This window comes from Paractinoplanes toevensis (assembly GCF_018332695.1).
In the GTDB taxonomy this organism is placed as follows: Bacteria; Actinomycetota; Actinomycetes; order Mycobacteriales; family Micromonosporaceae; genus Actinoplanes; species Actinoplanes toevensis.
In genome coordinates this window covers 1-24,258 of record NZ_BOQN01000029.1, presented here as the reverse complement: position 1 = coordinate 24,258, position 24,258 = coordinate 1, and the positions used below count along the sequence as shown (strand labels likewise).

Sequence of the window (24,258 nt, the reverse complement as noted above, 5' to 3'; positions counted from 1 at the left end):
CAGTCCTGCGACTACCTTGCGCACCACGCATACCTCCGTTATATCGCCGGACGCGGGGGTGCGGTCCGGCACAAAAACGGCCCCGGGGTTCGGGGCTAGAGGTAAACGTATGCAAACGCAACGATGTATCCAGAGGTCGCGGCCAATTGATAGAGATCAGTTATGTGTTATGGCATGGCCATACCATCAAGATCGACAAAACAGGCAAAAGGCCGGTGACGCTTTGCGAGTCACCGGCCTTCCAGTCCTGAATGGGCTTAGTCCTCAGACTTTGTCGTCTTCATCCCGGCCGAGATCAGATCCATCACCGCGGAGTCCTGCAGCGTGGTCACATCGCCGAGCGAGCGATGCTCGGCCACGTCCTTCAGCAGACGCCGCATGATCTTGCCGGACCGGGTCTTCGGCAGCTCGGCCACCAGCATGATCTGGCGCGGCTTGGCGATCGGGCCGAGCTTCTTGGCGACGTGGTTACGCAGGTCGACGGTGAGCTGCTCGCCCGCGTCGCCCTCGGTGTCCACATTGCCGCGTGGGATCACGAACGCCACGATCGCCTGGCCGGTGGTCGGGTCGGTCGCGCCCACCACCGCCGACTCGGCCACCGACGGGTGCGACACCAGGGCCGACTCGACCTCGGTGGTGGAGATGTTGTGGCCGGAGATCAGCATGACGTCGTCGACCCGGCCGAGCAGCCAGATCGAGCCGTCCTCGTCCCGCTTCGCACCGTCACCGGCGAAGTAGATCCACTCGTCACCCTGGCCGGCGCCCGCGCCGAACCGCGACCAGTACGTGTCGATGAACCGCTTGTCGTCACCCCAGATGGTGCGCAGCATCGAGGGCCAGGGCTCGCGAAGAACCAGGAAACCCCCACCACCATTGGGTACGGACTCGGCGGTGTCGTCGACGACGTCGGCCGAGATGCCCGGCAGCGCGGTCATGGCCGAACCCGGCTTGGCCGCCGTGACGCCCGGCAGCGGCGAGATCATCACGGCCCCGGTCTCGGTCTGCCACCAGGTGTCGACCACCGGCGTACGGTCCCGGCCGATGTTCTTCCGGTACCAGATCCAGGCCTCCGGGTTGATCGGCTCGCCGACGCTGCCCAGGATGCGCAGCGACGACAGGTCGAAGCCGGCCGGGATGTCGTCGCCCCACTTCATCATCGTGCGGATCAGGGTGGGAGCGGTGTAGAGGATCGACACCTTGTACTTGTCGACGATCTGCCAGAACCGGTCGCGGCTCGGAGTGTCCGGCGTGCCCTCGTACATCACCTGGGTGGCGCCGTTGGAGAGCGGGCCGTAGACGATGTAGGAGTGGCCGGTGACCCAGCCGATGTCGGCCGTGCACCAGTAGACGTCGCTCTCCGGCTTCAGGTCGAAGACCGCGTTGTGCGTGTACGACGTCTGGGTCAGATAACCGCCGGTGGTGTGCAGGATGCCCTTCGGCTTACCGGTGGTGCCGGAGGTGTAGAGGATGAACAGCGGGTGCTCGCTGTCGAACGGCTGCGCCTTGTGCTCACCGCTGGCCTGCTCGACCGTCTCGTGCCACCACTTGTCCTTGTCCGTCCAGGCGACCTCCTGCCCGGTGCGGCGCACCACCAGCACGTTCTCGATGCTGGGGCACTGGGCGACGGCCTCGTCGACGGTTGGCTTGAGCGCCGACGGCTTGCCCCGCCGGTAACCGCCGTCGGCGGTGATGACCAGCTTCGCGTCGGCGTCCTGGATCCGGGTGGAGAGCGCATCGACCGAGAAACCGCCGAAGACGACGCTGTGCGTGGCCCCGATCCGGGCGCAGGCCAGCATCGCGACCGCGGCCTCCGGGATCATCGGCAGGTAGATCGCCACCCGGTCGCCGGCGCCGACCCCGAGCTCGGTAAGGGTGTTGGCGGCCTGGCTGACCGATTTCAGCAGATCGGTGTAGGTGATCGTGCGGGTGTCGCCGGGCTCGCCCTCCCAGTGGATCGCGACCTTGTCGCCGTGGCCGGCCTCGACGTGCCGGTCGACGCAGTTGTAGGCGACGTTGAGCTCGCCGCCGATGAACCACTTCGCGAACGGCGGGTTGGACCAGTCGAGGACCTCGTCCCACGGTTTGGCCCAGGTGAGGCGCTCGGCCTGCTTCGCCCAGTAGGCGAGGCGGTCGGCGGCGGCCTCGTCGTACTCTCCGGCCTTTATGTTCGCGTCCGCGGCAAGTTGCTCCGGCGGCGGGAATGTGCGCGTCTCCGAGTAAAGGTTCTCCAGGCTCATGAGGGCGGCTCCTCTTTTCACTGCTCGACCGGGGCTTCTTCGTTGCACACTAGTTCCGCTGGTGGGGCCCGGCGAGACTTGCGCTCGGCAGCGCGCCCGATGGCGCGATGGGCGCGCTGGATGACAACTTGCTGCTTGGTACTGCGCGAATCTTGCCAGTTCTGAGCCCGTTTGCGCACCCCATGTTTCGGGTCTTTTACCGGCTACGGTGTTCGGGTGGACCCACTGGCACCCTTGCTTGATCTTGCCGATGTCGCGCCCGCCCTGGCCGGGGCGCGTGACCGGGTGGACGCCGCCATGCGGCACCGGGCGTTGCGCCGGCACGGCGGCCAGGTGGCCGCCGAGGCCAGCCTGCGGGCGGCGGTGGCGAGTGCGGCCCTGGAGGGCAACCCCTACGACCTCGATGATGTACGCGGTGGCACGGTCACCGATCCGGTGGTCCAGGGCGCGCTGCGGGTCGCCGAGGGCCTCGGCGGGCTGGTCGACCTGTGGCCCCGAGCCCCCCGGCAGGTGCTGGCGAAACTGCACGTGCTGGCCGCCCGCGGGGTGGTCCCGGCCGACGACCTCGGTCGGCTCACCGGCGGCGCCGAGCGGGTCGACGCCCTGTCCCGCCTGGTCGCCGGCAACGACGAGACGCCGCCGCTGCTGCTGGCCGCGATCGTCCACGCCGAACTGATCACGCTGCGGCCGTTCGCCGGGCCGGCCGGTGTGGTGGCCCGCGCGGCCGCCCGCCTCACCTTGATCAACCGCGGGTTCGATCCACGTGGCCTGGTCGCGGTCGAGGTCGGCCACCGCTCGCGCGAGCCGGAGTACGTCGGCTCGGCCGGCGCCTATGCCACCGGTACCCCCGACGGCCTCCGTTCGTGGTTGCGGCACTACGCCGCCGCGGTCACCGAGGCGGCCGAGGAGATCGTTCGCATCGGCGACGGCGTGTTGGCGTCCGTCTGATCGGCCAAACTTTCCGTCAGGTGTGTCCGGTCACCATTCGGCGCTGGAATACTGGCTCAAGTGGACGAGACCTGGACCCGCCCTTACACTCCCGGCTCCGGCCGCTGGCTGGTGATCGCCTGGGAGGCGATTGCGCTGGCCTTCCTGGCCTGGGCGACCGTCCGGCAGTTCGAGCTGACCGGGCACGGTGCCAAGGTCGTGGCCTGCGCGATGGCGGCCGCCTGGGTGATCGGCGCGCACCGCATCCTGCAGATGGGCGCTTACGTCGGCGCCGCCGGCCTGCGCATTCACGGCCTCGTGCGGTCCCGCACGCTCAGCTGGCACGACATCTCCCACGTCCGCCTGCACCGCGCCACCCACCGGGTGGGCCCGTTCGAGATCGAGTCCGGCATGACCGTCATGATCGATCGCCACGACGGCTCCACGATCAACACCGAGCTGTGGGCCAAGGGCGTCGACTTCCACGCCCGCCCTAGCCTCTTCCGGGCCGTCTATCAGGAACTGCGCAGTCGGCACCTGGCCGCCGGCACAAAATAGAGCCGGCGTCCCGCTAGGGGCGCCGGCTTTGCGCGTCCGGACCGGGTTATCAAGCGTGCACCTGAGTCGTTGTCGACGGTCCACAAACCTCTCGGCTGAGGTCCCGTCGCAACGTGCCTGCCGTGGCTGATCGCGCGTGGGTTCCCGGTGGCCGTGCACGAGTTTCCCGCTCTCCGGACCAGGTCTCACTGGCCTTCGCATCAGGTCTCGCCGTTTCTTTCTACGCCCGTCGGGGCTTGATCGCCAGGCCTTCAGCCCGGCAAAACTGGCTTTTCCGATTACTCAGACCAAAGCCATTCGCGCAGCTCACTGCCCCTGAAAACGTCAGGCCAAGGCGCGGGCGCGGCGGTGGCGGGCGTAGAGGGCCAGGCCGATCGCGGCCCCCACACCGACCCCCAGGGCGGCCGCCACCGGCACCGCGGGACGGTCGCGCAGGCGCTTGCCGACCGGGATCGGGTTGCGGAACTCGAGGATCGGCCAGGCGTTCTCGATCGCGGCCCGGCGCAGGGCACGGTCGGGGTTGACCGCGCTCGGATGGCCCACCGCCTCGAGCAGCGGGAGGTCGCTCGCCGAATCGGAGTACGCGTAGCACTCGGCCAGGTCGTAACCGCGGGTCGCGGCCAACTCCTCGACGCCGACCACCTTGTTGGGGCCGGCCGCGTAGAACTCGATGTCGCCGCTGTATCGCCCGTCGGTGATGCTCATCCGGGTGGCGATGATGTCGGTGATGCCGAGCAGCGCGCCGATCGGGCGGACCATCTCGTCACCCGACGCCGACACCAGCACGACGTCTCGGCCGGCCGCCTGATGCTCGCTGATCAGGGTGGCCGCCTCCGCGTACACGTAGGGGTTGATCAGCTCGTTCAGGGTTTCCGCGACGATCTGCTGAACCTGCTCGACCCGCCAGCCCTTGGTCAGCGCGGCCAGGTAATCGCGGGTGCGGGCCATCGCCTGCTCGTCGCCGCCGCCACCCAGCCGGAACATCAGCTGTGCGTAAGCGGATTTGACGACGTCACGGCGGCTGATGAGGCCGTCACGGTAGAACGGCCGTCCGAAGGCCAAGGCGCTGGACTTGGCGATGACGGTCTTGTCGAGGTCGAAAAACGCGGCGCTACGGCCCACGGGCCGAAAGTGTAGCCGGAAGTCGCCGACCGCCGCGGTCCCCGGCGCGTTACGGCCGAGCGCCGGTGACAGGCTGTGAAATCGGTCAGATGGGCAGCACGTACGCAGTGAGCGACAATCGGTACTCGACGGGTACGGTTCCGTGAGGCATGCTAGTGCTGTTGCGATCGGGATTCATGTTGTTACCGTCGCGCTCAACCACCTGAACCCTCGGTGATTGCGCCCCCCGCGATCACCGAGCCGATTCGGCTCGACCCCCCCGGAGCCGAATCCTCGGACGACCCCCGTCTCCCCCGACGGGGGTCGTTCCCTATGCGCCGGTGGCCTGCGCGGTTTCCGGCCGCTCGAGCGCGTCACTCAACCCGAACAGATCGGACAGGCCGGTAACGTCGAGAACCCGGCGGAAGTTGTCGGTGGGATCCACGACGAGGAAGTCGGACCCGGCCTCGACGGTGGCCTTGTAGCCCTCGATCAAGGCGCCCAGGCCGGTCGAGTCGATGAAGGTGGCGTCGCTGACGGCGACCCGGATCACCGGCGGAGACCACTGCTCGACGGCGTAACGGATGTGCGCGGCCAGATCGTCACAGTTGGCGAAATCGATCTCGCCATGCACCGTCACCGTGGCTGAGCCGTCGTCGGCAAGCGTGCGTTGGATCGAGCTTTCCATGCAAAACCCCATCGGTCCCGTGGTGGGCCCAACATACCCAACCCAGCCGCATCTCACGCCTCTCCCGTGGGGCTGCTTAGCAGATGGGATTGCCGGGCGTGGGTTATCCACAGGGCACCTGGTTATCCACAGGCGAGGGGACCGGGCGTTGCCCGGCCTGACGCGGCTTCGCGAAGGTAGGCGCCTCATCCGCCCGATGCCGCGTTGGAGAGCCACGATGTCCGTACCGCGCCTGCCCCTCGTCGTGACCGCCGACCCCGAACTGCTCGACGATCTGCTCCGGCTCGCCGCCGCCGGTGGCACCGAGGTCGTGGTGGCCGGCGACCCGATCGCGGCCCGCTCCGACTACGCCTCCGCACCGCTCGTCGTCATCGGCGCCGACCAGGTCGGCGCCTGCCTGCGCGCCCGATTACCGCGCCGGCCCCGGGTCCTGGTGGTCGGCCGCCGGGCCTGGCCACCCGGCGCTGCCGAGGCGATCGCCGAGTTGCGCCCGGTCGAGATGTGCCTGTTGCCGGACGGCGAGTCGTGGCTCGTCGACCGCTTCGCCGACGGTCCCGGCCGGCCGCTGGGCCGGATCCTCGCCGTCATCGGCGGCAGCGGCGGTGCGGGCGCCAGCATCCTCGCCGGTGGGCTCGCCGTCACCTCGGTCTCGTCCGGCCACCGCACCCTGCTGGTCGACGCCGACCCGCTCGGCGGCGGGCTCGACCTGCTGCTCGGCTGGGAACGGATCGACGGCCTGCGCTGGTCGGCCCTCGCCGGGGCGGGTGGCCGGGTCGACCCGCCGACCCTGCTGCGCGCCCTCCCGCATCGGGGCGACCTGGTGCTGCTGTCCTTCGCCCGGGACGAGTCGCCGGTCGTGCCCGGCGACGCCATGGCCGCCACCCTCGACGCCGGCCGCCGCGGCCGCGACGTGATCATCACGGACCTGCCCCGGCAGCTGGACGAGGCGGCGATCCTGGCGCTGCAGTCCGCCGACCGGGCCGTGCTGATCGTGCCGGCCGAGCTGCGGGCGACCGCCGGCGCGGCCCGGATCGCCCGGACCATCCGCTTCCACCGCGACGAGCTGTCCGTGGTGGTGCGCGGACCGGCGCCGGGCAAGCTCAAGGCCCGCGACATCGCGGCGGCGCTGAGGTTGCCGCTGGCCGGGTCGCTGCGTCCGGAACCGGCGATGTGCCAGGCGGTGGAGCGCGGCGCACCGCCGGCATCCACCGGCAAAGGGCCGCTGGCCGAGCTGTGCCGGCGGCTGGTTCGCGACCTGCTCAGTGAGCGGCGGGTTGCGGCATGAGTTCCTACGGAGAGCTGACCAGCACCGTTCGGCACCGGTTCGCGGTGGACGGGGTGGAGGCGACGCCCGCGGCGGTGGCCCGGGCGGTGCGGCGGGACACCAGTCTCGGCGAGACCACCGTGCTGCGGGTCGCCGACCGGGTGCACGACGAGCTGGTCGGTGCGGGACCGCTCGCCCCGCTGCTGACCTCGCCCGACGTGACGGACGTTCTGGTGAACGGGCTCGCGGTCTGGGTCGATCGGGGCGCCGGGCTGGAGCTGAGCTCGGTGACCTTCCGCGACCACGCCGAGGTGCGCCGGCTGGCCCAGCGGCTCGCGGCGGCGTGCGGGCGGCGGCTCGACGACGGGCAGCCGTACGCGGACGCCCGCCTGCCCGACGGCACCCGCCTGCACGCGGTGCTGCCGCCGATCGCCACCGACGGGCCGTACCTGTCGTTGCGCACGTTCCGGCAACGACCGTTCAGCCTCGCCGACCTGGTCGATCACGGCACGGTGCCGCCGACCGTCGCGCCGGTGCTGGCCGCGGTCGTGGCGGCCCGGCTGGCCTACCTGGTCACCGGCGGCACCGGCAGCGGCAAGACGACGTTGCTGGCCACGCTGCTCGGCCTGGTGCCGCCGACCGAACGGATCGTCCTCGTCGAGGACGCGGCGGAGCTGCGGCCCGTGCACCCGCACGTGGTCGCCCTGCAGGCGCGCACCGCCAACGTGGAGGGTGCCGGCGCCGTCGGGCTCACCGACCTGGTGCGCCAGGCCCTGCGGATGCGACCGGACCGCCTGGTCATCGGCGAGTGCCGGGGCGCCGAGATCGCCGACCTGCTGGGCGCGTTGAACACGGGCCACGAGGGCGGAGCCGGGACCCTGCACGCCAACGCCCCCGGCGATGTGCCGGCCCGGCTCGAGGCCCTGGGTCTGCTGGGCGGGCTGCCGCGGGCGGCCCTGCACGCCCAGGCGGTGGCGGCCCTTCAGGTCGTGCTCCAGGTGCGGCGCGTCGCCCGTGGCCGGGTGCTCGACTCGGTCAGCGTCCTGCTGCCGAGCGGGGAGCAACGGCTGGCCACCGTGGTGCCGGCCTGGCGGAACGGGCGGGGAGCGGGACCGGGAGCGACGGCGCTGGCCCGGATGCTTCTGACCCGGGGCGTCGCCGTCCCGGCCGTGCTCGAACCGCCGGTGGGGGTGGGCGCGTGAACGGGGCACTGGTCGGCTGGCCGGCCGGGGACGCGCGGGAACGGCTGCGCCGGCGCCGCTGGTGCCTGCCGGCCGGACTGTTCGCCCGTCCTCGCCGGACGGTCGTGGTGGCGGTGGGCGCGGTCACCGGTCTGGGCCTTCTCGGGGGCGGGCCGGTGGCCGCGGTGATCGGCGCGGCCTATTCGGCGCTGGCCGGGCGGGCGTTGCTCCGGCGGTCGGCCCGGCGCCGGGACGGTGCTTCGCGTGCCGCGGCGCTGGACGGGCTGTCCGCGCTGGCGGCCGACCTGCGGGCCGGGCTACCGCCGGTCGCTCAGATCGCCGCGCCGCTGTCGTCGGACCGGATCGCCCGGCTCACCTCATCGGTGTGGCGGCTGGCCGAACGAACCGGCGCGCCAGCCGCCGATCTGGTCGAGCGGATCGAGGCCGACGCGCGGGCCGCCGACCGGGCCGCCGCCAAGGCGTCGGCGCAGGCGGCCGGCGCGCAGGCCACCGCGCTCCTGCTGGCCGGACTTCCGCTCGGCGGGATCGGGCTGGGCCGGGCGATCGGGGCGGATCCGGTGGCGGTCCTGCTGCACACGCCGATCGGGGCGGCCTGCGCGATCGGCGCGATCACCCTGCAGTGCGGCGGCCTGCTCTGGGCCGAGAGGCTGGCCCGATGAGCGGGGTGGGGTGTTCGCTCGCGGCGCTGGTGAGTGCCGGTGGTCCGGTCCGAGTCGCGCTTCGGCCGTGCTGCCTGGTCGCGCTGGTCGGGCCACGCAACGCACCCGACTCGGCGGCGACCTGCTCAGCAGCCGGCCAGGTCGCCGATGCCGCGAACGATCCGGTTGCCAGCGTGGCGGCTGCCAGCGTGGCGGCTGCCAGCGTGGCGGCTGCCGCCGTGGCGGTTGCCAGCGTGCTGGCCGGCACGGGTGGCGGCGGAGCCGGGCCGGTCGAGGCCGCCGCGGCGGCGGGTGGTGGTGCCCGGTGGCCTGACCCTGGCTCGGTGGCGGTGGACGTCGATTCGCTGGTCGAAGCCGATGGGGAGACCGCTGTCGAGGCCGGAGCGGTGCCGTGATCGCGTCGATTGCGGTGGCGGTGGCGGCGGCGGTTTTGCTGATGCCGGTCGCGTGGCCGGGGCGGGCTCGACGGCGGCTACGCGGGCTGCGGATGTCCGGCGATCCGCCGGTCGCGGCCGGGCGCCGGGCCCGGCTGGTCAGCGCCGCCGGGATCGGGCTCGGCGTGGCCGGGCTGGTCGGGACCGGGTGGGGGCTCGTGGCCGGCGCCGTCGCCGCGGTGGTGGCCGAGCGGCTGCTGCGCCGGCGGGAGCCGCCGCACCTGCGGAAGGAGCGGCTCGCCGCGACGGCCGACCTGCCGCTCGGTGCGGACCTGCTGGCGGCGGCGTTGCGGGCCGGGGCGCCGCTCGATCGGGCGGCCGGTGCGGTGGCCGAGGCGCTCGGCGGACCGCTCGGCTCGCGGTTGGAGCGGACCGCCCGGTCACTGCGGCTCGGCGCCGAACCGGCCGAGGCGTGGGCGCACCTCGCCGGGGTCACCGGGGCCGAGCGGCTGATCGCGGCGACCGTGCGGTCCAGCGCCAGCGGCGGCGCGCTGGCGGGGGCTCTCGGGCGGCTCGCCGACGACCTCCGTGCCGACCGGGCGGTGGCCGCCGAGGCGGCGGCTCAGCGCGCCGGCGTCCTCATCGTCCTGCCGCTGGGGCTGTGCTTCCTGCCCGCGTTCCTGCTGGCCGGTCTGGTCCCGATCCTGATCTCGGTGCTGGCCGACGTGCTCTGACATGCCCCTGGCCGGGGCTGTTCGCGGTTCGCCGCGGTTCGACTCCGTGACTCGTCGCCGGTGGTGGCAGGTCGCGGCTTCCGGCAGTGGCCGTCGGACAGTGGCCACTGGCAATACCCAACCGAAAGGAAACTACGTGCACAGACTGATCGCGAACTTCGCCCGGATGCGGAGCGAGGCCGCCGACGCCGGGATGAGTACCGCGGAATACGCCGTCGGCACCCTCGCGGCGGTGGCGTTCGCCGGGGTTCTGCTCAAGGTCGTCGGCGGCGACAACGTGCAGGCGGCGCTCACCGACATCATCGACCGGGCCCTGAGGTGATCGGGCGCCGGCGGCCCGGCCGGGACCGGGGATCGTTCACCGCGGAGTTCGCGGCCGGGCTGCCGGCGCTCATCCTGCTGCTCCTGGCCGGGCTCACCGCGGTGGTGGCGGTGACCGCGAAGGGTCAGTGCGTCGACGCGGCGCGGGAGGGCGCGCTCGCCGGTTCCCGGGGCGAGCCGGCGGCCGTGGCAGCGGGCCGGGTGGCTCCGGCCGGGGCCGATGTGGAGGTCGACGAGGGGGAGGAGACGGTCACGGCCGTGGTGCGGGCACGGGTGAGTCTGCTCGGCGCCCACCTTCCGGTGATCACGGTGACCGGACGGGCGGTGGCGGCCCGGGAGCCGGCGCTGGTCGACGGAGGGGTGTCGTGAGGCGGGCGGATCGGGATCGGGGTGCGGCCACGGTGTTCGTGCTGGCGATCGGGTTGACCCTGGTGGCGGCGGGGCTGGCCGGTGCCTCGGTCGGCACGGCCCGGGTCGGCCGGCACCAGGCGCGTAGTGCCGCCGATCTGGGCGCGCTGGCCGGGGCGCCGGAGGCGATCTTCGGACGGCCGGCGGTCTGCGATCGGGCGGGCCACTTCGTGTCCGCCAACGGCGGCGAGATGACGCTGTGCGTGGTCGAGGGCCTCGAGGTCACGGTGCGAGCCGAGGTCGAGGTGCACCCGGTCCCGGGCATGACCAGACACGCGACGGCGGAGTCCCGGGCCGGCCCGATCTACGTGCCGGTGGAGTGACGGCCGCCGCCGGCCGCCCAAATCGTGGTGCCGCGCGCCGGGTTGCGGGCGCCGCGTTCCGGGTTCCGGGGTTCCGGGTTGCGGGTTGCGGGTTGCGGGCGCCGGGTTCCGGGGTTCCGGGTTGCGGGTTGCGGGCGCCGGGTTCCGGGTTGCGGGTTGCGGGCGCCGGGTTCCGGGGTTCCGGGTTCCGGGCGCCGGGTTCCGGGTTCCGGGTTCCGGGTTGCGGGTTCCGGGCGCCGGGTTCCGGGCGCCGGGTTGCGGGGCGCCGGGTTCCGGGCGGCGGGTTGCGGGCGGCGGGTGCCCGATGCCGGGCGGTCGGCGGGGCCGGCGGGGCCGGGTGGCTAAGTGGGTGGCTTGGCGGAGGCCAGCGCGGTGAGGACGGCGTCCAGGACCGAGACGGCGCCCGGCTTGTGGAGTGGGTTGTTGCCGTTGCCGCACTTGGGGGACTGGACGCAGGACGGGCAGCCCGATTCGCAGGCGCACGCGGCGATCGCCTCCCGGGTGGCGGTGAGCCACTCGGCGGCGGTCGCGTAGGCCCGCTCGGCGAAGCCCGCCCCGCCGGGGTGACCGTCGTACACGAAGACCGTGGGGGCCTCGGTGTCGTCGTGGTTGGCCGTGGACAGGCCGCCGATGTCCCAGCGGTCGCAGGTCGCCATGAGAGGCAGCAGGCCGATCGCGGCGTGCTCGGCGGCATGCAGGGCGCCGGGGAAGTCCGGCGGTTCCACGCCGGCGGCCTCCAGGGCGCGCGGCGACACGGTGAACCAGACCGCGACAGTGCGCAGCTCACGGAGGGGAAGGTCGAGCGGGCGGGTGTCGATGATCTCGCCGGAACCGATCCGCCGGCGCTGGTAGGACACCACCTGGTTGGTCACGTCGACCTCGCCGAGGAACAGGCCGACCGGGCCGGCGTCCACGTACGAGCGGACGCTGACCACGGACAGGTCGGTGACGTCCCGGGCGTGCGTGGACCAGTCCGGCTCCTCCTGGTGCACGAGGGCGATCGCGTCCTCCAGGTCCAGGTCGTCGACCACGTAGGTGACGCCCTGGTGGAGGTAGACGGCGCCGGTGTGCAGCATGGCGTGCGACGACTCGGGGTCGACCGTGCCGAGCAGCCGGCCGGTCGACTCCTCCACCACCGAGACGGGCGCACCGCCGGTGCCGCGCAGGTCCACGTCGGGGCGGCCGGTGTGGGTCCAGTACCAACCGGACGGGCGGCGGCGCAGGGCGCCCGACCGGGTCAGGCCGTCCACCGCGGCCCGGGCCACGTCGCCGCCGAACAGTTCCAGGTCGGCCTCGGTGATCGGTGCCTCCGAGGCGGCACAGCACAGCTGGGGCCCGAGCACATAGGGGTTCGCCGGGTCGAGCACGGTCACCTCGACCGGACGGCCGAACAGAGCCGAAGGGTGGTGCACCAGATAGGTGTCGAGCGGGTCGTCCCGGGCGATCAGCACCGCGAGTGCCTCGCCACCGGCCCGCCCGGCCCGGCCCGCCTGCTGCCACAGCGACGCCCGGGTGCCCGGATAACCGCAGATCAGCACGGCGTCCAGGCCGACCAGGTCGACGCCGAGTTCGAGCGCGTTCGTCGAGGCCAGCCCGAGCAGTTCGCCGGAGAGCAGCGCCCGCTCGATGGCCCGCCGGTCCTCCTTGAGGTAGCCGGCCCGGTAGGCGGCGACCCGTTCGCCCAGCCCGGGTACGGCCTCGTCGAGCTGTCGCCGGGTGACCGCCGCGACGACCTCCGCGCCCCGCCGCGACCGCACGAAGGCGAGCGTGCGGGTCCCGGCCACGATCGCGTTGGTGAGCAGGTCGGCCGTCTCCCGCAGAGCCGACCGCCGAACCTGCGGCAGCTCGACATCCGGATCAGCGGCGGCAACATCCGGATCAAGGGCCGCGGAAGGATCAACGGCCGAGGAAGAATCAAGGGCGGAGGCCGGATCAAGGGCGGAACGTGGGGCGGGCACGGCCGAGGCGCTGGGGTAGGCGGGCAGGAGCGGGGGCTCCCACAGCGCGAACGTCACCCCGCCCCGCGGCGAGGCGTCCTCGGTCACCGCGGTCACCGGCAGCCCGAGGAGCCGGGAAGCGGCGTCGGCCGGATCGCCCGAGGTCGCCGAGGCGAGGACGAACGTGGGGCGCCCGCCGTACCGGGTCGCGGCCCGGCGCAGCCTCCGCAGCACGTGCGCGACGTGTGAGCCGAACACTCCGCGGTAGGTGTGGCACTCGTCGATCACGACGTACGCAAGCCTCCGCAGGAAGACCGCCCAGCGTTCGTGTCCCGGCAGAATCCCATGATGCAACATGTCCGGATTTGTTAGGACGAAGCGGGAGTGTTCCCTGATCCACTCGCGTTCCTCGCGCGAGGTATCGCCGTCGTAGGTGGCCGGGCGTACGCCGGGAAGACCGAAACCCGCGACGGCCCGCAGCTGATCCGCGGCGAGCGCCTTGGCCGGCGCGATGTAGAGCGCCGTGGCGCGCGGGTCGGTGAGCAGCCGAGAGAGCACCGGCATCTGATAGCCGAGCGACTTTCCGGACGCCGTCCCGGTCGCCAGTACGACGTTGGTGCCCTCGACGGCCAGGTTCGCGGCGGTCGCCTGATGGGCCCAGGGCGAGATGATCCCGCGGTCGCGGCACGCGTCGACGAAAGCGGGCGCGGCCCACGACGGCCAGGCCACCGGTGATCCGGATCGGGGCGGGATCCGTTCGACGTGAGTGACCGGCGAATCGTCTCCCCGGCTCCAGAAGAGCTGGGACAACGAGGCGGTGGAGGACACGAAGAGCACTGTGACACCGGTATGCCCCGAACCTCAAACGGGTAGGACGGGTGGGTGCCACGCGTCGGCCGATGACGGGCGGTGGTTAGATTCTGGGTGAGATCGCAGGGAGGAGGAGCGATGGAGCTGTCCCTTGCGACACGGACCGTCGCCGAGCACACCGTGCTCGAAGTAGGCGGTGAGGTCGACGTTTACACAGCACCGAGGTTGCGCGAGCGCCTCGTGGAGCTCGTCGACGCGGGTGCGCGCAACGTGATCGTCGATCTGGCGGGCGTCGATTTCCTCGACTCCACCGGCCTCGGCGTGCTGGTCGGTGCGATGAAGCGACTGCGGGTGGCGAACGGCACGTTCGGGCTGGTCTGTTCCAAGGAGCCGCTGCTGAAGATCTTCCGGATCACGGCGCTCGATCAGGTGTTCCCGATCTACTCATCGATCGAGGCGGCCACCGGAGACGGCGACGGCAGCGGTTCGACTTCGTGATGGCGACGGTCCGCCTGTCCTTTTCGCCGGCGCCGGTGCACGTCCGCACGGCCCGGCTTGTCGGTGTGGCGGTGGCCCGGCGGGCGGGGGTCGCCGAGGAACTGCTGGACGAGGTCCGGTTGGCCATCGGTGAGGCGTGCACCCGGGCCGTCGCGCTGCACAATCAGTACGGTCTGCCAGATCTTGTCACGGTTGAAATGTCTGATTCGGATGCATACGCCGTCCGGGTGATCGACCATGCCCCGATCGAGGCGAGCGTGGGTCTGGCCAAGTTGCCGCCGGACGAGCTGGCTGACGAGTCGCTCACCGACGAGGCTCTCACCACCGGCGTGGGCTTCGCGCTTCTCGCCGGATTTGTCGATGACCTGCAGGTTCGCCCGGTCGAGGACGGTCCGGGCACTGAGGTCCGAATGGTGTGGCCGGTCCAGCGTAGATAGCCCGGGAAAGATCAAGAATCATCTTTACCCCTCTGGCGCCGCGCTAACACAGCGGCGAACATCACCACGACACGGCCGGAGCCGGGTGTGACCACCACCACGGTTGGCCGATACAGTACGCGAGTTATCAGCTACTGCTCCTGGTCCCGCGTCCCGCGGGGCCCAGTTGTCGTCTCCCCGGTGACGGGGATGCGCCCGGGTGGTTTCGTCCGCCGGATTCCGGGCGCGGTCGGTGTACAGGAGGACATTGATGTCCGGGAAATTGATAACTTATGCCGCGGGCGATGTGTCCCTGAGCGGCTCGAACGTCACGTTCATCATTGTGGCGCTGGTCTTCGCGTTGATCGCGCTGGGCTTCGCCGCGATGTTCGTCCAGTCGGTTCTGAAGGCCGGACGCGGCACCAAGAACATGCAGGAGATCGCCGGCGCCGTGCAGGAAGGCGCCTCGGCGTACCTGTTCCGCCAGTTCAAGACACTGGCGATCTTCGTGGTGCTCGCCGTCGTTCTGCTCTTCCTCCTGCCGGTGCACGACACCGACAACGAGGTATGGGTCAAGATCGGCCGCTCGCTCTTCTTCATCGTGGGCGCGGTTTTCTCGTCGTTCATCGGTGGCGCGGGCATGGCGCTCGCGACCCGGGCCAACCTGCGGGTGGCCGCGGCGGCCGGTGAGCAGGGCGGGCGTGAGACCGCCATGGGCATCGCCTTCCGCACCGGTGGTGTGGTCGGCTTCCTCACCGTCGGCCTCGGCCTCTTCGGCGGCGCGCTGGTCGTACTGATCTTCAAGACCGACGCGCCGACCGTGCTGGAGGGCTTCGGTTTCGGTGCCGCCCTGCTGGCCATGTTCATGCGGGTCGGTGGCGGCATCTTCACCAAGGCCGCCGACGTCGGTGCCGACCTGGTCGGCAAGGTCGAGCAGGGCATCCCCGAGGACGACCCGCGGAACGCGGCGACCATCGCCGACAACGTGGGCGACAACGTCGGTGACTGTGCCGGCATGGCGGCCGACCTGTTCGAGTCGTACGCGGTGACCCTGGTGGCCGCACTGATCCTCGGTCAGGCCGCGTTCGGCCAGGACGGTCTGATCTTCCCGCTGATCGTCTCGACGGTCGGCGTCGTGATCGCCATCCTCGGTGTCTTCATCACCCGGCTGCGCCCGTCCGACAAGAACGGTCTCACCGCGATCAACCGGGCGTTCTACATCTCGGCCGCGGTCTCCGCGGTCGTGGTGGCCGTGGTCAGCTTCATCTACCTGCCGTCGACCTTCGCGGGCTTCAATGACGCCACCATCGACGCGGGCGTGGCCAACAGCGGTCGCGACCCGCGCTGGGTCGCGGTCGGCGCCGTCGTGATCGGCATCGTGCTGGCCGCCGCCATCCAGGCGCTGACCGGCTACTTCACCGAGACCAACCGGCGCCCGGTGCAGGACATCGGCAAGTCGTCGCAGACCGGTGCGGCCACCGTCGTGCTGGCCGGCATCAGCGTCGGCCTCGAGTCGGCGGTCTACTCGGCGCTGGTGATCGGGGCCGGCGTGTTCGGCGCGTTCCTGCTGGGCGGTTCGTCACTGACCCTGTCGCTGTTCGCGGTGGCGCTGGCCGGCACCGGCCTGCTCACCACGGTCGGCGTCATCGTCGCGATGGACACCTTCGGCCCGATCTCCGACAACGCGCAGGGCATCGCCGAGATGTCCGGTGACGTCGACGAGAAGGGCGCCCAGATCCTCACCGAGCTGGACGCAGTCGGCAACACCACCAAGGCGATCACCAAGGGCATCGCGATCGCGACCGCCGTGCTGGCCGCCACGGCGCTGTTCGGCTCGTACACGAACACCCTGGCCAGCTCGCTGGCCGAGGCCGGCATCTCGGCCGGCGATGTGCAGAACCGGATCCTCGAGCTGCTGAACATCTCGAACCCGCGCAACCTCGTCGGCCTGCTGATCGGCGCGGCCGTGGTGTTCCTCTTCTCCGGCCTGGCGATCAACGCCGTGTCCCGCTCGGCGGGCGCGGTCGTGATGGAGGTCCGCCGCCAGTTCCGCGAGTTCCCCGGCATCATGGACCGCACCCAGCGGCCCGAGTACGGCCGGGTGGTCGACATCTGCACCCGGGACGCCCAGCGCGAGCTGGTCACCCCCGGTCTGCTGGCGATCCTGGCGCCGATCGCGGTCGGTTTCGGCCTGGGCGCCGGCGCGCTGGCGTCCTACCTGGCCGGCGCGATCGGTGCGGGCACGCTCATGGCGGTCTTCCTGTCCAACTCGGGCGGCGCCTGGGACAACGCCAAGAAGCTGGTCGAGGACGGTTCGTTCGGCGGTAAGGGCTCCGACGCCCACGCGGCCACCGTCATCGGTGACACCGTGGGTGACCCGTTCAAGGACACCGCGGGCCCGGCCATCAACCCGCTCCTCAAGGTGATGAACCTGGTCTCGCTGCTCATCGCGCCGGCCGTGGTGAGCTGGAGCATCGGCACCGACGCGAACACCCCGCTGCGGGTCACCATCGCGCTGGTGGCGGCGGCCATCATCGTGGGGGCCGTGGTCTGGAGCAAGCGCAAGCCGATCTCGATGGGTGACGACGCTCCGGCGTCCGCGACACCGTCGGAGAAGGTCAGCGCCTGACCTTCTCGACCAGGGGGCACTCTTCGCGAGAAGGGTGCCCCCTGCCCATGGATGAAGGTTGTCACACCCGGGCCGTACCCTGCTTCCATGCGTCCGGCCCGACCCCTCGCGGTACTACTTCTTCTAGCGTTGGTTCTGCCCTCCGCGGCGGCCTGTGGGAGCTCGCACGGCGCGCGTGCCTGGGCCGCGAGTGTCTGCACCACGCTGAGTCCCTGGCGCAGCGAGATCGGCTCGCTGACCAGCCGGGCCCAGCAGCAGATGGACGTCGCGACCACCCCCGGCCAGGCCAAGGAAAATCTCGCCCGGCTCTTCGCCGGCGCTCAGGACGCGAGCGAGCGGGCCCGGGCCGGCGTGGCAAAGGCGGGAGTGCCCGACGTGGACGACGGCAAGAAGATCGCCGACGGCTTCACCGGCTCGCTGGCCGCCATGCGCGACGCCTACGGCCGGGCCGCCACCGGCATCGACAAGCTGGCCACCGCCCCCGCCAAGACCTTCTACTCGGAGGTCGCCGCGGTGGTCGACCAGCTCAACACCGACTACGAAGCGAGCAGTCTCGACACCAGCAAGCTCAACTCGCAGGAGCTGAAGCAGGCATTCGACGAAGTGCCCGAGTGTCGTTGAGCCGATGACCGAGACGGGGTGGCCGCTGATCCCGCGCGAGGTGCTCCCCGCGCCGGTCCCGGCTGCCAAGCGACGCCTGCCGCCCCGGATCGTCACCCCCGACGGCGGCCGTCAGCTCCCGTTCTTCGGCGCCGAGACCACCGAGCCGTCGCCCGCCGATCTGGCCGGCCTGCTGGCCGGTCCGGGCCGGCTGGGCCGGATGGGTGGCACGGCCCGGGTGTCGGTCGAGGTCGACTCCGCCTGGCGGGTGCATGTCCTGGTGGCCGAGCTGCTGGTCCGGGGTCTGGTCGCGCACTGGCGCCCGCTCGACGAAGATCAAGATCAAGGTCCGGAGACGGGCGTACGGCTGGAAGCGCACCCTCTGGAGGATGCCCCGCCGGAGGAGCCGGATCCGTGGGCCGAGTCGCCCGCCACGGATGAGCCGCCGTCGCCGAGGAAGGCCGACGATGATCGGCAGGGCGAGGAGTTCTCTCCGACACCGGGCCCGCATCAAAAAGAGTCAGAAGATGACGAAGTGGCGGAGGGAGGGGCAGAAGACTCGACACCCGAGCCGCTACCGCGGTTCGAGGTGCTCACGTCGTACTCCAGTCGGTTGATTGGTCTTGCTCGCGCCTGGCCGGAGGTGAGCGACCAGCTTTTTCTCAGCGGGCCTCGTCTTCGTCTCTGGGTCGCCGCGGCGGGCGAGCCCGTTGCCGGCGGCTACGCCCTGGGTCTGGACCGTGACAAGGACCTCTCGGCGATCGACGCTGCCCTGGTCCGGGCCGGTCTCGCCGGTCGTCCGTCGGAGGACGGACGGCACTATCGGATCATGGGTAAGAAACGTGTCCGGCGCCTCGCCGAGCTGGTCGGCGAGCGCCCCGCCTCGGCGCCCGAGGAGATGTGGCCCGGCGGCGCGGGTGCGTGATCTTCCTGGATTGTGTGCGACACGACGCTACGTTCCCGGTGTACGGTGTCGCCGTCGGACGCGTGCGGTGGCCGGACCGTTACCATCCGACTCCGGGACTCCCGGGGAATGGTTGCCCCTCCGGCGCGTTACGTTGAAAGTCTGTGCCCCGTCGATCCGGATGGCGGGACGCTGAGTGTTGAGTTTGGGAGTGCCGTGCCGAGTGAAGCCAGGACGACCCGTCTCGTCATCGTCGAATCTCCGTCGAAGGCAAAGACGATCGCCGGTTACCTAGGCCCCGACTACTTTGTCGAGGCCTCCTTCGGCCATGTCCGCGACCTGCCACGAAATGCCGCCGACGTGCCCGCCAAGTACAAGGGTGAGGCCTGGGCGCGGCTCGGGGTCGACGTCGACAACGGCTTCCACGCGCTCTACGTCGTCTCCCAGGACCGCAAGGCGCAGATCGCCAAGCTGACCAAGCTGGCGAAAGAGGTCGACGAGATCTTCCTCGCGACGGACGAGGACCGCGAGGGCGAGGCCATCGCCTGGCACCTGGTCGAGACGATCAAGCCCAAGGTCCCGGTCAAGCGGATGGTCTTCCACGAGATCACCAAGCCGGCCATCCAGGCCGCGGTGGCCAACCCGCGCGAGATCGACCGCGACCTGGTCGACGCGCAGGAGGCCCGCCGAATCCTCGACCGGCTGTACGGCTACGAGGTCAGCCCGGTCCTGTGGAAGAAGGTGATGCCCCGCCTCTCCGCCGGGCGGGTGCAGTCGGTGGCGACGCGCATCGTGGTCGAGCGCGAACGTCAGCGCATGGCCTTCCGCACCGCGGAGTACTGGGACATCCTCGCCACGCTCGCCGTGCAAGGAAAGATCGAGGGCCCGCGCAACTTCAACGCGACCCTGATCGCGCTGGACGGCGACCGCATCGCCACCGGTAAGGACTTCGAGCCCACCACCGGCCAGGTCAAGCCCGGCGCCGGCGTGGTGCACCTGGACGAGGCCGGCGCCCGCGGTCTGGCCGCCCGCCTGGAGGACCGCCCGTTCACGGTCACCCGGGTCGAGGAGAAGCCGTACCGCCGTCGCCCCTACGCGCCCTTCATCACTTCGACGCTGCAGCAGGAGGCGGCCCGTAAGCTGCGCTTCTCGGCGTCGCAGACGATGCGTACGGCCCAGCGGCTGTACGAAAACGGTTACATCACCTACATGCGTACCGACTCGGTGAACCTCTCCGAGACGGCCCTGACCGCCGCCCGACGGCAGATCGGCGAGCTCTACGGCGCCAACAACGTGCCGCCGCAGCCGCGCCGCTACACCGGCAAGGTGAAGAACGCGCAGGAGGCGCACGAGGCCATCCGCCCGGCCGGAGACAACTTCCGCACCCCGGGCGAGGTCGCCAACGAGCTCTCCACCGACGAGTTCAAGCTGTACGAGCTGATCTGGCGCCGCACCATCGCCTCGCAGATGACCGACGCTGTCGGCAACTCGGTGAGCGTGCGCATCCGGGCCATCTCGACGAGCGGCGAGGAGGTCGACTTCTCGGCCTCCGGCAAGACGATCACCGACCCGGGCTTCCTGCGGGCCTACGTCGAGTCGTCCGACGACGAGAACGCCGAGGCCGAAGACGCCGAGCGTCGCCTGCCGACCCTGGTCAAGGACCAGCCGCTGACCGCCGAGGAGCTGGCCGCGACCGGTCACCACACCTCGCCGCCGGCTCGATACACCGAGGCCTCGCTGGTCAAGGCCCTGGAAGAGCTGGGCATCGGCCGCCCGTCGACCTACGAGTCGATCATGCGGACCATCCAGGACCGCGGCTACGTGGAGAAGCGCGGCCAGGCCCTGATCCCGTCGTTCCTCGCGTTCGCGGTGATCGGCCTGCTCGAGGGGCACTACCCGCGGCTGGTCGACTACAACTTCACCGCCGCGATGGAGACCCAGCTCGACGACATCGCCGGTGGCGACCACGCGGCGCTGGACTTCCTCACCTCCTTCTACTTCGGCAGCCAGACGGCCGGCGCGGAGGACACCATCGCCGCCGCCGGTGGCCTGAAGAAGATGGTCACCGAGAACCTCAGCTCCATCGACGCGCGCCTGGTCAACTCGATCCCGCTCTTCATCGACGACGGCGGCCGCCAGGTCGTGGTCCGGGTCGGCCGGTACGGCCCCTACCTGCAGCGTCAGCTGCCGGAGGCGGCCGATGAGTCACCCGAGGCCGAGGACCGGGTGTCGATCCCCGAGGGTGTGGCGCCCGACGAGCTCACCCCGGAGAAGGTCGCCGAGCTTTTCCTGGGCGGCGGCGGCGAGCGGTCCCTGGGCGACGACCCGGCGACCGGCGAGGCCGTGTCGCTCAAGTCCGGCCGCTTCGGACCGTACGTTCAGGCCGGCGAGCGCAAGTCGTCGCTGTTCAAGACCCAGTCGCCGGAGACGCTCACGCTGGAGCAGGCGCTGCGCCTGCTGAGCCTGCCGCGGGTGCTGGGCAAGGACCCGGAGGGCCACGAGATCGCGGCCGCGAACGGCCGCTACGGGCCGTACGTGAAGCGCGGCGACGACTACCGCTCGCTGGAGAACGAGGACCGTCTCTTCACCGTCACGCTGGACGAGGCGCTCGCCCTGCTGGCGCAGCCGAAGACCCGGCAGCGCCGGGAGGCCAAGCCGCCGCTGCGCGAGATGGGCAACGACCCGGTCACCGAGAAGCCCATGGTGATCAAGGAGGGCCGCTTCGGTCCGTACGTGACCGACGGCGAGTACAACGCGTCCCTGCGGCGCGGTCAGACCCCCGAGGGACTGACCGTCGAGCAGGCGTCCGAGATGCTCGCCGAGAAGCGGGCCAAGGGTCCGGCGCCGAAGAAGAAGGCCGCGCCGAAGAAGGCCGCGGCCAAGGCGGACGCTCCGGCCAAGAAGGCCGCCCCCGCGAAGAAGGCCACCGCGAAGAAGGCCGCGCCGGCCAAGAAGGCGGCGGCGAAGAAGGCCGCCCCCCGCAAGGCGACGGCCTCCGCTTCCGAATGATCTAGCCGAGCACCCGGTCCAGGTAATCGTTGGTGAAGACCCGGGCCGGGTCGAGGCGGTCGCGTACGGCCACGAAGTCGTCGAACTTCTCGTAGACCGGGCGCAGGTCGTCGGCGCTGCGGTAGTGCAGTTTGCCCCAGTGCGGCCGCCCGCCGAGGGGCCGGCACACCGCCTCCACGGCCCGGAAGTACGGCTCGTACTCGACTCCGGTGAACTGGTGCACGGCCACGTAGGCGGACTCGCGGCCGTAGCCGTGCGACAGCCAGATGTCGTCCGGCCCGGTGAACCGCACCTCGACCGGGAACTGCACCTTGAACGGCAGCTCGCCGATGACCCGGGGGAGCGCCTCGATCACCTCGGGCAGGGCGGCGCGGGGAATTTCGTACTCCATCTCGGTGAAGTGCACCCGCCGTGGCGTACAGAAAACCCGGTCCGAGCGCTCGGTGTAGGTCCGCGCGGTCAGCGCGCGGGCCGCGACCGCGCTGATCGTCGGTACCGTGCCGGGCAGCGCCTTGCCGAGCCGCATGACGGCTTGAAAGACCGTGTTGGACAGGAACTCGTCGTCCATCCAGCCACGGAATTTCGACAGCGGCCGGTCGTTCGCCGGCACCCGGTCATTGATCTTCAGCTGGGCCCGGTCGGTGTACGGGTACCAGTAGAACTCGACGTGGTCGTGGGCCGGGATCCAGTCGTCGATGCCGGCCAGCACGTCGGCCAGCGCCATCGGTGTCTCCTCGGCCAGCAGCGTGAACGCCTCGACGCACCGCAGGGTGACCTCGACCAGGACGCCGAGCGCGCCCAGTCCGACCCGGGCGGCGTTCAGCAGCGGATCGTCCTTTCCGATGGTCAGGACCTCGCCGGCCCCGGTGACCAGTTTGACCGCTTCCACACAGGACGCGATCGTCGAGTATTTGATGCCGGTGCCGTGCGTACCGGTGGAAATTGCCCCGGCGACGGTCTGCTGATCGATGTCGCCGAGGTTGGGCATGGCCAGCCCGTGCTCGGCCAGCACCGCGTTGAGCGTGGCCAGCTGCATGCCGGCCTGCACCGTTACCAGCGGGCCATCGATCGAGATGAGTCCGGCCAGCCGGTGCAGGAACAGCCGCTGATCGTCGGCGACCGCGATCGAGGTGAACGAGTGGCCACTGCCGACCGCCTTGATCCGGCGTCCGGAAGTCGACGCTTCCTTGACCTGGGCGGCAAGCTCGTCGACAGTGCCGGGGGTGAGCACGTCGGTCGCCAGGGACTGCTGATTGCCGCCCCAGTTGGTCCAGCGGCGGCCGATGACGGGGGTAGTCATTATGGCTTTGTCCTCCGTACGAGCGGACAGTCGCACAAAACCGGGAATGCTGAGTGTCCTCCGCGTCCCGTCGATGCCTCTCGCTCGTTGATCCGAGTAACGTTCCGATTATCACTGCTGAGAGGGAGTGGCGACGCGTGTCGACACCAACCGTCACCACCGGGCCGCTGCGGCGCGTCCCGGTGCAGGGCAGAAGCGTTGCCCGGGTCCAGCGCATGCTCGACGCCTGCGCCGAGCTTGTCGATGAGGTGGGCTATGAGGGCCTCACCACGACGCTGCTCGCCGAGCGAGCCGAGGTTGCCATCGGCTCGGTCTACCAGTTCTTCCCTGACAAGAGGGCCATCGTGCAGGCGCTGGCCATGCGCAACATGGACGCTTACCTGCAGGGCCTGTCCGCACGCTTCGGCAGCGAGACCTTCGCCCACTGGTGGGACGGTGTCGACGCGGCCATCGACGTCTACATCTCGATGCACCGCAGCGTGGCGGGCTTCCGCACGCTGCACTTCGGCGATGTGGTCGACGTGCACCTGCTGGACATGGAGCGGGACAACAACGCGGTCATCGCCGACCGCCTGGCCGAGCTGCTGATCGATCAGTTCCAGCTGATCGACCGGGCGCGCCTGCGGTTCGCGCTGCAGATCTCGGTGGAGGCGGCGGACGCGCTGATCAAGCTGGCGTTCCGGCGCGACACCAATGGCGACGAGGCGGTGCTGATCGAGGCCAAGGCGCTGATCCGGGAGTACCTGCACCGTCATGTGACGGCCTGACCGCAGGTCACCCCAGGAATGCATGGCCCTCGCCGCGGTAAGTAGGGGCCGGCGCCGCTGTCTCGCCGTCGATCAGCTGAAGCTCGTTGACGTGCTCGCACAGCTCGCCGGCCTTCGCGTGCCGGAACCACACCCGATCGCCGGGCCGCAGCGTGTCGGCGACCGGGCCGAGCAGCGGCGTCTGCACCTCGCCGGCGCCCTCGTCCGGCTTGAACTTCAGTCCCGCCGGTAGGTAGGGCTGCGGCTGGCGGGACTGCTCGGCCGGGCCGGAGGCGATCCAGCCACCACCGAGCACGGTGGCGATGCGTGGCGCGGGTCGCCGTACGACACTCAGCGCGAAGAAGGCGGCCGGGGTCGGCTGCCAGCTGCGGTACGCGTCGAAGAGGGTCGGGCCGTACAGCCCCGAACCGGCGGTGACCTCGGTGACGGCCGGGTCCGCGCTGGTGGCGGCCACGCTGCCGGTGCCGCCGCCGTTCACGTACTCAAGGTCGGTGTACTGACTCACCGCGGCTACCGCTTCGCCCCGCCGCCGGACGATCTCCGGGTACGAGTACGCCTGCATGAGCCGGATGGCCCGGCCGCGGAGCGCCTG

23 protein-coding genes are annotated in these 24,258 nt (G+C 71.0%); 17 read left to right on the top strand and 6 right to left on the bottom strand.

The features are described 5' to 3' along the window. Positions 1 to 257 precede the first annotated feature (257 nt). Positions 258 to 2,237 carry an acetate--CoA ligase gene (gene acs / locus Ato02nite_RS11175; RefSeq protein ID WP_213006378.1) on the bottom strand — a complete coding sequence of 660 codons (1,980 nt, stop codon included), beginning with the start codon at positions 2,235 to 2,237 and terminating at the stop codon, positions 258 to 260. Between the two features lie 216 nt (positions 2,238 to 2,453). Between acs and Ato02nite_RS11170 the strand changes: the two genes are divergently transcribed. Both Ato02nite_RS11170 and Ato02nite_RS11165 read left to right on the top strand, forming a co-directional pair. Continuing rightward, positions 2,454 to 3,185, top strand: coding sequence for a Fic family protein (locus Ato02nite_RS11170; protein ID WP_246606556.1), 732 nt, complete (start codon positions 2,454 to 2,456; stop codon positions 3,183 to 3,185). Positions 3,186 to 3,245: 60 nt separating this feature from the next. Further along, on the top strand, positions 3,246 to 3,722 hold the full coding sequence (locus Ato02nite_RS11165) for a PH domain-containing protein (RefSeq protein ID WP_213006376.1): 477 nt from the start codon (positions 3,246 to 3,248) through the stop codon (positions 3,720 to 3,722). A 324-nt stretch (positions 3,723 to 4,046) separates the two neighbouring features. Here the strand turns inward: Ato02nite_RS11165 and Ato02nite_RS11160 are convergent, their stop codons facing one another. Together Ato02nite_RS11160 and Ato02nite_RS11155 are read right to left on the bottom strand one after the other, a co-directional pair. Next, the gene (locus Ato02nite_RS11160; protein ID WP_213006375.1) at positions 4,047 to 4,844 is read right to left on the bottom strand and encodes an HAD family hydrolase; all 798 of its coding nucleotides are present in this window, start codon (positions 4,842 to 4,844) and stop codon (positions 4,047 to 4,049) included. A 310-nt stretch (positions 4,845 to 5,154) separates the two neighbouring features. Further along, positions 5,155 to 5,511 (bottom strand): STAS domain-containing protein, encoded by a 357-nt coding sequence (locus Ato02nite_RS11155; RefSeq protein WP_213006374.1) that lies wholly within the window; start codon positions 5,509 to 5,511, stop codon positions 5,155 to 5,157. A gap of 217 nt (positions 5,512 to 5,728) precedes the next feature. On the opposite strand from Ato02nite_RS11155, the gene ssd reads away from it, so the two are divergent. The 8 genes from ssd (at position 5,729) to Ato02nite_RS51525 (ending at position 10,796) form a co-directional block, all read left to right on the top strand. Next, complete coding sequence (gene ssd / locus Ato02nite_RS11150; RefSeq protein ID WP_246606547.1) at positions 5,729 to 6,796, top strand: septum site-determining protein Ssd; 1,068 nt, start codon at positions 5,729 to 5,731, stop codon at positions 6,794 to 6,796. Then, a complete protein-coding gene (locus Ato02nite_RS11145) occupies positions 6,793 to 7,977 on the top strand; it encodes a TadA family conjugal transfer-associated ATPase (RefSeq protein WP_213006373.1) in 1,185 nt (394 codons plus the stop codon). The genes ssd and Ato02nite_RS11145 overlap by 4 nt, the downstream gene beginning before the upstream one ends. Then, complete coding sequence (locus Ato02nite_RS11140; protein WP_246606545.1) at positions 7,974 to 8,636, top strand: hypothetical protein; 663 nt, start codon at positions 7,974 to 7,976, stop codon at positions 8,634 to 8,636. Before Ato02nite_RS11145 ends, Ato02nite_RS11140 begins: the two co-directional genes overlap by 4 nt. Further along, complete coding sequence (locus Ato02nite_RS11135; RefSeq protein ID WP_213006372.1) at positions 8,633 to 9,031, top strand: hypothetical protein; 399 nt, start codon at positions 8,633 to 8,635, stop codon at positions 9,029 to 9,031. The genes Ato02nite_RS11140 and Ato02nite_RS11135 overlap by 4 nt, the downstream gene beginning before the upstream one ends. A 41-nt stretch (positions 9,032 to 9,072) precedes the next feature. Then, positions 9,073 to 9,744 (top strand): type II secretion system F family protein, encoded by a 672-nt coding sequence (locus Ato02nite_RS11130; protein WP_213006387.1) that lies wholly within the window; start codon positions 9,073 to 9,075, stop codon positions 9,742 to 9,744. A 166-nt stretch (positions 9,745 to 9,910) separates the two neighbouring features. Further along, entirely contained in the window at positions 9,911 to 10,066 is a 156-nt protein-coding gene (locus Ato02nite_RS11125) for a DUF4244 domain-containing protein (RefSeq protein ID WP_213006386.1), read from the top strand. Next, complete coding sequence (locus tag Ato02nite_RS51530; protein WP_438873032.1) at positions 10,066 to 10,434, top strand: TadE family type IV pilus minor pilin; 369 nt, start codon at positions 10,066 to 10,068, stop codon at positions 10,432 to 10,434. Before Ato02nite_RS11125 ends, Ato02nite_RS51530 begins: the two co-directional genes overlap by 1 nt. After that, a complete protein-coding gene (locus Ato02nite_RS51525; RefSeq protein ID WP_246606526.1) occupies positions 10,431 to 10,796 on the top strand; it encodes an Rv3654c family TadE-like protein in 366 nt (121 codons plus the stop codon). The genes Ato02nite_RS51530 and Ato02nite_RS51525 overlap by 4 nt, the downstream gene beginning before the upstream one ends. A gap of 341 nt (positions 10,797 to 11,137) precedes the next feature. Here Ato02nite_RS51525 and Ato02nite_RS11115 read toward each other — a convergent pair whose 3' ends face one another. Beyond that, entirely contained in the window at positions 11,138 to 13,561 is a 2,424-nt protein-coding gene (locus Ato02nite_RS11115; RefSeq protein ID WP_246606504.1) for a DEAD/DEAH box helicase, read from the bottom strand. A 120-nt stretch (positions 13,562 to 13,681) separates the two neighbouring features. On the opposite strand from Ato02nite_RS11115, the gene Ato02nite_RS11110 reads away from it, so the two are divergent. The 6 genes from Ato02nite_RS11110 to topA all read left to right on the top strand — a co-directional run bounded on the left by Ato02nite_RS11110 (position 13,682) and on the right by topA (position 21,599). Further along, a complete protein-coding gene (locus Ato02nite_RS11110; protein ID WP_213006370.1) occupies positions 13,682 to 14,041 on the top strand; it encodes an STAS domain-containing protein in 360 nt (119 codons plus the stop codon). After that, a complete protein-coding gene (locus tag Ato02nite_RS11105; RefSeq protein ID WP_213006369.1) occupies positions 14,038 to 14,478 on the top strand; it encodes an ATP-binding protein in 441 nt (146 codons plus the stop codon). Before Ato02nite_RS11110 ends, Ato02nite_RS11105 begins: the two co-directional genes overlap by 4 nt. Positions 14,479 to 14,728: 250 nt before the next feature. Beyond that, positions 14,729 to 17,086 carry a sodium-translocating pyrophosphatase gene (locus tag Ato02nite_RS11100; RefSeq protein ID WP_213006368.1) on the top strand — a complete coding sequence of 786 codons (2,358 nt, stop codon included), beginning with the start codon at positions 14,729 to 14,731 and terminating at the stop codon, positions 17,084 to 17,086. 87 nt (positions 17,087 to 17,173) lie between these two features. Then, positions 17,174 to 17,707, top strand: coding sequence for a hypothetical protein (locus tag Ato02nite_RS11095; RefSeq protein ID WP_213006367.1), 534 nt, complete (start codon positions 17,174 to 17,176; stop codon positions 17,705 to 17,707). A 4-nt stretch (positions 17,708 to 17,711) separates the two neighbouring features. Further along, the gene (locus Ato02nite_RS53235; RefSeq protein WP_438873031.1) at positions 17,712 to 18,611 is read left to right on the top strand and encodes a hypothetical protein; all 900 of its coding nucleotides are present in this window, start codon (positions 17,712 to 17,714) and stop codon (positions 18,609 to 18,611) included. Positions 18,612 to 18,806: 195 nt separating this feature from the next. Further along, on the top strand, positions 18,807 to 21,599 hold the full coding sequence (topA, locus tag Ato02nite_RS11085) for a type I DNA topoisomerase (protein WP_213006366.1): 2,793 nt from the start codon (positions 18,807 to 18,809) through the stop codon (positions 21,597 to 21,599). Between the two features lies 1 nt (position 21,600). On the opposite strand, the gene Ato02nite_RS11080 is transcribed toward topA, so the two are convergent. After that, positions 21,601 to 22,899, bottom strand: a complete 1,299-nt coding sequence (locus Ato02nite_RS11080) for a D-arabinono-1,4-lactone oxidase (RefSeq protein ID WP_213006365.1) — start codon at positions 22,897 to 22,899, stop codon at positions 21,601 to 21,603. Between the two features lie 137 nt (positions 22,900 to 23,036). Between Ato02nite_RS11080 and Ato02nite_RS11075 the strand changes: the two genes are divergently transcribed. Further along, a complete protein-coding gene (locus Ato02nite_RS11075; protein WP_213006364.1) occupies positions 23,037 to 23,666 on the top strand; it encodes a TetR/AcrR family transcriptional regulator in 630 nt (209 codons plus the stop codon). Between the two features lie 7 nt (positions 23,667 to 23,673). Here Ato02nite_RS11075 and Ato02nite_RS11070 read toward each other — a convergent pair. After that, on the bottom strand, positions 23,674 to 24,258 hold a 585-nt coding region (locus Ato02nite_RS11070; RefSeq protein WP_498371282.1), incomplete at its 5' end, for a type III PLP-dependent enzyme domain-containing protein.

Coding starts and splice junctions, on each gene's coding strand:
- Ato02nite_RS53235 (WP_438873031.1), top strand. CDS start 17,712: ATGACCGAGACGGGGTGGCCGCTGATCCCGCGCGAGGTGCTCCCCGCG.
- Ato02nite_RS11130 (WP_213006387.1), top strand. CDS start 9,073: ATGCCGGTCGCGTGGCCGGGGCGGGCTCGACGGCGGCTACGCGGGCTG.
- Ato02nite_RS11100 (WP_213006368.1), top strand. CDS start 14,729: ATGTCCGGGAAATTGATAACTTATGCCGCGGGCGATGTGTCCCTGAGC.
- ssd (WP_246606547.1), top strand. CDS start 5,729: ATGTCCGTACCGCGCCTGCCCCTCGTCGTGACCGCCGACCCCGAACTG.
- Ato02nite_RS11135 (WP_213006372.1), top strand. CDS start 8,633: ATGAGCGGGGTGGGGTGTTCGCTCGCGGCGCTGGTGAGTGCCGGTGGT.
- Ato02nite_RS11145 (WP_213006373.1), top strand. CDS start 6,793: ATGAGTTCCTACGGAGAGCTGACCAGCACCGTTCGGCACCGGTTCGCG.
- Ato02nite_RS11095 (WP_213006367.1), top strand. CDS start 17,174: ATGCGTCCGGCCCGACCCCTCGCGGTACTACTTCTTCTAGCGTTGGTT.
- Ato02nite_RS11125 (WP_213006386.1), top strand. CDS start 9,911: ATGCGGAGCGAGGCCGCCGACGCCGGGATGAGTACCGCGGAATACGCC.
- Ato02nite_RS11080 (WP_213006365.1), bottom strand. CDS start 22,899: ATGACTACCCCCGTCATCGGCCGCCGCTGGACCAACTGGGGCGGCAAT.
- Ato02nite_RS11110 (WP_213006370.1), top strand. CDS start 13,682: ATGGAGCTGTCCCTTGCGACACGGACCGTCGCCGAGCACACCGTGCTC.
- Ato02nite_RS11155 (WP_213006374.1), bottom strand. CDS start 5,511: ATGGAAAGCTCGATCCAACGCACGCTTGCCGACGACGGCTCAGCCACG.
- acs (WP_213006378.1), bottom strand. CDS start 2,237: ATGAGCCTGGAGAACCTTTACTCGGAGACGCGCACATTCCCGCCGCCG.